The organism is Acetatifactor sp. (assembly GCF_982438285.1).
The window spans coordinates 1-6,290 of record NZ_CEWDFQ010000182.1; the positions used below are offsets into that span (position 1 = coordinate 1).

A 6,290-nucleotide genomic window follows, 5' to 3' on the forward strand; every position below is an offset into this window, starting at 1 on the left:
CCCCGCCTATAAAAAAACGTTCCAAAGTAAACCTGTTACTGTTGGAACATCTTCGTTCTTGGATACCTATGTGTGGAAAGCAAAAGTCAACAGCCTCTGCTTTATTTTTTATTAAGATACCTTAAATTTTAGAAAATTGCAATACCCAAATTTATTTTTCTCACTTTTTGTAAAAAAACAAAGCATTTTTGAGGCTTTGCTGTTCACTTTGTACAATGGGCTTAGCGCAAGCCCTTCTGTACCCGCAGAAGATCAAAGGACTCCGGCGTATGAGACAGCTTTACCCACAAAAGCTCCCTGGGATGGGGCGCGCTGTCCACCCTTTCTTCCCGGGCGTTGTAAATGGCCTCCACTGTCACAGGCACATTGCTGCCGTCCGGCTTCATAATCTCAATCATATCTCCCGCACAAAACTTATTGCGCTGCTCTATCCTTGCCAGGGAATCCTTTACCTCTTCCACGATCCCAAGATAGGTATATTCGCTCACATAGGTGCTGTTGTCATAAATCTGAGAGGTCTCATCAGGCTTCCCAAAATAAAAGCCCGTGCTGAACTGGCGGTAGGTGCATTTTGCAATTTCCGCCCGGTACCAGTCCATATTTTTTCTGTATTTTTCCTCATCCTCCAGATAATCGTCAATAGCCCTTCTATAGGTTCTTGCCACCACAGCCACATACAAAGCCGTTTTCATGCGTCCCTCAATTTTCAGGCTGTCAATTCCTGCCTCTAAAAGCTCCGGAATGTGCTCAATCATGCACAGATCCTTTGCATTGAACAAAAAGGTGCCCCTCTCATTTTCGTATACAGGCATATACTCTCCGGGCCTTGTCTCCTCCACAACGGCATATTTCCAGCGGCAGGGATGGGTACAGGCGCCCTGATTGGCGTCCCTTCCCGTAAAGTAATTGCTCAGCAGGCATCGGCCGGAATAAGAAATGCACATGGCTCCGTGCACAAAGCTCTCGATCTCCATTTCTGCCGGGATATGCTCCCGGATCACGCGGATTTCCTTCAGAGACAGCTCCCTTGCAGAAACCACCCTTTTTGCTCCCTGGGCCCACCAGAAAAGATAGGTTCCATAGTTAGTATTATTGGCCTGTGTGGATATATGGATTTCCACCTGGGGCCACACTCTTTTTGCCAGGACAAACATCCCCGGGTCTGAAATAATCAGCGCGTCTGCAGGAAACGGCTTCATGTCCCTAAGCTCTCTAAAATATTCCTCCGCAGACTCCAGATCATCATTATGGGCCAGAATATTGGCCGTCACATAAACCTTAACCCCATGTCTGTGGGCAAATGCAATTCCCTCCGCCATATCCTCCATGGAAAAATTCTTTGCCTTTGCCCGAAGGCCAAAAGCCTCTCCGCCGATATAGACTGCGTCCGCTCCGAATCTCACCGCTGTTTTCAGCACCTCTAAGCTGCTGGCAGGAACCAGAAGCTCCGGTTTTTTTCTCGTCATTTTTTCCTCATTTCCGCGCCGCCTTGTCTGCGCTCTTTCTTACAATCTGGTGCTCAAGGTCACACCGTCTCCCACCGGGAGGATCACCGTCTCAAGCTGCGGGTGATGCTTAAGCTGATAAAGATATTCCCGCATCCGGGCATGAATGGTCCGGTTTCGTCTGGTCACTGCAAACCGGGATTGGGCCACATCCCCCTCCTGCAGCACATTATCTGAAATCAAAAGACCGCCCGGTTTTAACAGCCGCAAAATCTCCGGCAGAAAATGAATGTATTGTCCCTTTGCCGCGTCCATAAAAATCAGATCAAAGCTTCCCTCCAGGGCAGGCAGAAGCTCCATTGCGTCCCCCTCCAGCAGCTTTATTCGATCCTCCCTGCCGGCCCTACGAAAATTCTCTCTGGCCACAGGAATCCGTTTCTCATATTTTTCTATGGTGGTAATTGTGCAGTCCGAAGGCGCATATTCGCTCATCAAAAGCGCAGAAAAGCCGATGGCGGTCCCGACCTCCAGGATGCTCCTCGGCTTTGCATACGCGAGAATAAACTTCAAAAGACTCTGCATGGATTTGCGGATGACAGGCACCTGCTCCCTTACAGCATATTTTTCGATCTCATCCAAAAAGGCCGGGTTGCCCCGGTCCAGGGAGTCAATAAAGGCCGTCATTCTTTCATTTACGATCATATCCTCTCCTTATGAGGCGTCCCCTTCCTCCTGGTCAGAGGCCATAACCTCCATCATCTCCTCCGCCGTCATGGAGGTGCTCAGCTCATACTCTCCCGGCTTCACATCCTTGCGAAATTCCGAGAAATAGTATTGGAGCGTAAACAAGGTTGCATCCTTCACCAGTCCCTTGGTCTGAAAGAGCTCTCCTATATCCGCCGGGGACATATCCTCCGTAATGGTCACCGTGACGCTTCTGCCCTCTCCCGAGGAAACAGCCGGCTCCGTAAAAATACGGTAACCGTAGTCATAGCACACCGACGCTCCTTTGTAGATCAGAAAAATCACCACTACAGCCGCCGCTGCCTTTAGAACCGCCCCCATCACCGCCCCAACTAAATTACCTGAGTTCATTCCCATCCCTTTCCTTTTCTCTACTCAAAATGGACTGCTTCCGTAATACGGATGTTGATTCTCTGTATCATTCTGCAGAAAGCAAGCTCCGCAGCCAGAAAGTCCGCAACCAGAGGGATCTCTCTGAAATCCTCATATTCTCTTTCAAACTGGTCTATCATTTCAAACGCAGTGTCTTCCCTTGTCTGCATCAGATAATTGCGGCGCCTGTACTCGTCTATCTGCGCCTTCAGTTCCGGATACTGCTTCACCTTGTTTCGCTGCGCATCGTATTCCTTATACTCATCCGTCTCCATAATCACAGCAATAAAGTCTTCCACTGCGCGGTCAATTTTGCTCATATTGTACTCTTACTCCAGCTAATTTGCAAATCTTTTTCATACCTCCATGATAATAGGCAGTATCATGGGACGTCTCTTCGTCTTTTTCCACACATAATCCCCCAGCACATCCTTGGTTGTGGATTTCAATTTACCCCAGTCGGTAATGCCCTTGTCAAGACAGCTCTGGATGGCTTCGTCCACCGTATGGCGGGCTTCCTCAATCAGTTCATCGGATTCCTTCACATACACAAACCCTCTGGATACGATATCCGGCCCGGCCGCCAAAAGACCGCTTGCCTTATCAAGGCTCATAACCACAATCATAATGCCGTCCTCTGCAAGATGCTGACGATCCCGAAGCACCACATTCCCCACATCGCCTACGCCAAGGCCGTCCACTAAAATAGCTCCCACAGGAACCTTGCCCGTTACCTTAGCCTGTTCTTTCGTCAGCTCAAGCACATCCCCGGATGAGAGAATGAAAATGTGATCCTTCTCTATGCCAAGGCTTGCCGCAATTTTAGCCTGGGCAGTAAGATGCTTGTACTCACCGTGTACGGGAATTGCATATTGGGGACGAATCAGGGTATAAATCAGCTTGATCTCCTCCTGACAGGCATGTCCCGACACATGGGCATCCTGAAAAATAACATCAGCCCCCTTGCGCAGCAGCTCGTTTATGATCTTCGTAACAGATTTTTCGTTTCCTGGTATGGGATTGGAGGAGAAAATCACCGTATCCCCCGCACCGATGGTGATCTTACGGTGCATATTGTTTGCCATGCGGCTCAGGGCCGCCATGCTCTCCCCCTGGCTTCCGGTAGTGATAATCACCTGCTTTTCACTGGGATAATTCTTCATCTGGTCAATGTCCACCAGCGTATTATCCGGTATGCTGATGCACTCCAGCTTCATGGCCGTTTCTATAATGTTCACCATGCTCCGGCCCTCTACCGCTACCTTTCTGCCGAATTTGTACGCCGTATTGATGATCTGCTGCACACGGTCCACATTGGAGGCAAAGGTCGCCACAAAAATTCTTGTGTTCTTATGCTCCTCAAACAGGGTGTCAAAGGTTCTGCCCACCGTTTTCTCCGACGGCGTAAAGCCGGGGCGCTCCGCATTTGTGGAGTCGCACATCAGCGCCAGCACACCCTTTTTCCCCAGCTCTGCAAAACGCTGCAGGTCGATAGCGTCACCAAACACCGGCGTATAATCCACCTTAAAGTCCCCGGTGTGCACTACCACGCCTGCCGGAGAATAGATCGCCAGGGCTGCCGCGTCCACAATGCTGTGGTTGGTCTTGATAAATTCAATGCGGAATTTCCCCAGATTGATGGATTGTCCGAATTTTACCACCTTGCGCTTGGTGCTGCGGACCAGATTGTGCTCCGTCAGCTTGTTTTCAATGATGCCCATAGTGAGCCTGGTAGCATATACAGGAACATTCAGCTCCCGCAGAACATAGGGAAGAGCCCCGATATGATCCTCGTGTCCGTGGGTGATCACAAATCCCTTTACCTTGTCGATGTTGTCCTTCAGATAGGTTACATCCGGAATCACCAGATCAATTCCCAGCATATCGTCTGCCGGAAATGAAAGGCCGCAGTCCACCACAACAATACTGTCCTCGTATTCAAAGGCAGTAATGTTCATGCCAATTTGCTCCAGACCTCCCAAAGGGATGATTTTCAGCCCGGAGACAGAATTATTCTCTTTTTTCTTCTTCAATCAAATTTCCTCCATATTCTATACGGCGCTCCGGTTCTGTGGCGGACGCTGGAAAGCGAAAAGGCATACTCTAATAACAGCGGCGCTGTTGCTTCGTCTCAATCGCTCCCTGTCTCACGGCAGCCGACGCCTCTGTCAAAACATTCCTCTCATTCCACTCCGCCAGTCAGATTCCGGAGCTGTCGCATGATTCTATAAACAGCAGACCGTCCTCTCCCGGACGCTCCGCTTTTACGCACAATAAACAATTTCCAAAATCAGTCCTGCACAAATTCCACGTCATCCAGCATATTCTCAAAAACGCCGGATACCGCTTTCAGCTCCTCATCATCGGAGACAATCGCATAAAGGCTTTCCTCCTCGCCATCCTTTGACAAGTCCTTCAGGATCAAAGCCTCTCCGTCTCCCTCTTCAAAATCCGTCACCAGAATATAGTTAATCCCTCCAATTCTGGTCTGCTCCAAAACAAAAAAATCAACGGGGTCCTCCCCATCCGGATTAAAAGTAATTTTTTCCAGTTTCGCCATTTTTATTCCTGCCCACTCTCACAAGCAGCGCTCTTTTCCAGATTTCTATTGTCCAGATAGCCCTGGAGAATCAACGCCGCTGCAATTTTGTCCACATGCTCCCTGCGGTTTTCTCTTCGAATGCCCGCTTCCATCATTGCCTTATCCGCTGCAACTGTGGTAAGACGCTCGTCCCACAGTACCACAGGCAGCCCTGTTCTTCTTTCTAATTTTTCCTGAAACTCTTTGGTCAGCTGCACTCTGGGCCCTTCGGTGGCATTCATATTTCTGGGAAGCCCCAGCACAATTTCCTCCACCTCATACTCCACAATCAGCGCTTCAATCCGTGCCAGCGTCTGGCGCAGCTTATTTTCCTCCTTACGGCGGATAATTTCCAGTCCCTGGGCAGTCAAAAGCAGGCTGTCGCTGACAGCCACGCCTACTGTTTTCGAGCCGAAATCCAATCCCATTATACGCATGGGGGAGCCTCCTATTTCCAATTATTGTTACGGATATACTGCGTTAAAATCTCCTCCACCAGCTCGTCCCGCTCCACCTTCATAATCAGGCTTCTGGCATTCTTATGGCTGGTAATATAAGTGGGGTCGCCGCTCATAATATATCCCACAATCTGGTTTACCGGATTGTAGCCTTTCTCTGTCAATGCCTCATAGACGGTAGCCAGCACCACCTTCACTCCGGTCTCAGGCTCTGTCTCCACCTTGAAGTATTGCGTATTTCCCAAGTCCTGCATAGATCTCCTCATTCCTCTTGTGCCGATTCTCTACTGAATTTTATCTTACCTCATTTGCCGGCAAAATTCAACGGTTTCTTTTACCATAGAATTTCATTCTATAGAGTTTCACTCCTTAGAATCTCATCCGTAAGAAACCCCTTGGGCCGGACTGTGCACAAGGTATTTGGCAGGGGAGCCGCATCCTCGGTCTCAAGGGGCGCCGCTATCTTTACATAATCCCTGGTATGACCAATGCGGTACAGGCTTCCCTCTATTTCTCTTGTCTCCTCAAACAAAACCTGGGTCTGCCTGCCAAGCAGACGGCTGCGGAAGGCCTTTGACTGCTGCTTCTCCAAAGCAAGCAGCGCATTGCTTCGTGCAGTCATAATCTGAGGCGGCACCTGATCCGGCATGTCCGCCGCCCGGGTGCCAGCCCTTTTGGAATACTTAAATA

8 protein-coding genes and 1 pseudogene are annotated in these 6,290 nt (G+C 49.5%); all 9 read right to left on the reverse strand.

Annotated elements, in window-relative coordinates:
* Positions 1-221 precede the first annotated feature (221 nt).
* Positions 222-1,466, reverse strand: coding sequence for a peptidase U32 family protein (locus AC1WIP_RS09870; RefSeq protein ID WP_481141677.1), 1,245 nt, complete (start codon positions 1,464-1,466; stop codon positions 222-224).
* A 39-nt stretch (positions 1,467-1,505) separates the two neighbouring features.
* Positions 1,506-2,147 (reverse strand): O-methyltransferase, encoded by a 642-nt coding sequence (locus AC1WIP_RS09875; RefSeq protein WP_481141678.1) that lies wholly within the window; start codon positions 2,145-2,147, stop codon positions 1,506-1,508.
* Between the two features lie 9 nt (positions 2,148-2,156).
* Positions 2,157-2,540 (reverse strand): endolytic transglycosylase MltG, encoded by a 384-nt coding sequence (locus AC1WIP_RS09880; protein ID WP_481141679.1) that lies wholly within the window; start codon positions 2,538-2,540, stop codon positions 2,157-2,159.
* Between the two features lie 20 nt (positions 2,541-2,560).
* Positions 2,561-2,881, reverse strand: a complete 321-nt coding sequence (locus AC1WIP_RS09885; RefSeq protein ID WP_318709094.1) for a YlbF/YmcA family competence regulator — start codon at positions 2,879-2,881, stop codon at positions 2,561-2,563.
* A 36-nt stretch (positions 2,882-2,917) separates the two neighbouring features.
* Positions 2,918-4,594 (reverse strand): ribonuclease J, encoded by a 1,677-nt coding sequence (locus AC1WIP_RS09890; protein WP_481141680.1) that lies wholly within the window; start codon positions 4,592-4,594, stop codon positions 2,918-2,920.
* Between the two features lie 257 nt (positions 4,595-4,851).
* On the reverse strand, positions 4,852-5,121 hold the full coding sequence (locus AC1WIP_RS09895; protein ID WP_330628646.1) for a DUF1292 domain-containing protein: 270 nt from the start codon (positions 5,119-5,121) through the stop codon (positions 4,852-4,854).
* A 2-nt stretch (positions 5,122-5,123) separates the two neighbouring features.
* On the reverse strand, positions 5,124-5,579 hold the full coding sequence (ruvX, locus tag AC1WIP_RS09900) for a Holliday junction resolvase RuvX (protein ID WP_481141681.1): 456 nt from the start codon (positions 5,577-5,579) through the stop codon (positions 5,124-5,126).
* Positions 5,580-5,590: 11 nt separating this feature from the next.
* Positions 5,591-5,854: an IreB family regulatory phosphoprotein gene (locus tag AC1WIP_RS09905; protein WP_318702729.1), complete on the reverse strand. Its 264-nt coding sequence runs from the start codon at positions 5,852-5,854 to the stop codon at positions 5,591-5,593.
* Between the two features lie 98 nt (positions 5,855-5,952).
* Positions 5,953-6,290 (reverse strand): annotated as a pseudogene (locus tag AC1WIP_RS09910) (tRNA (N(6)-L-threonylcarbamoyladenosine(37)-C(2))-methylthiotransferase MtaB); the annotation flags it as partial.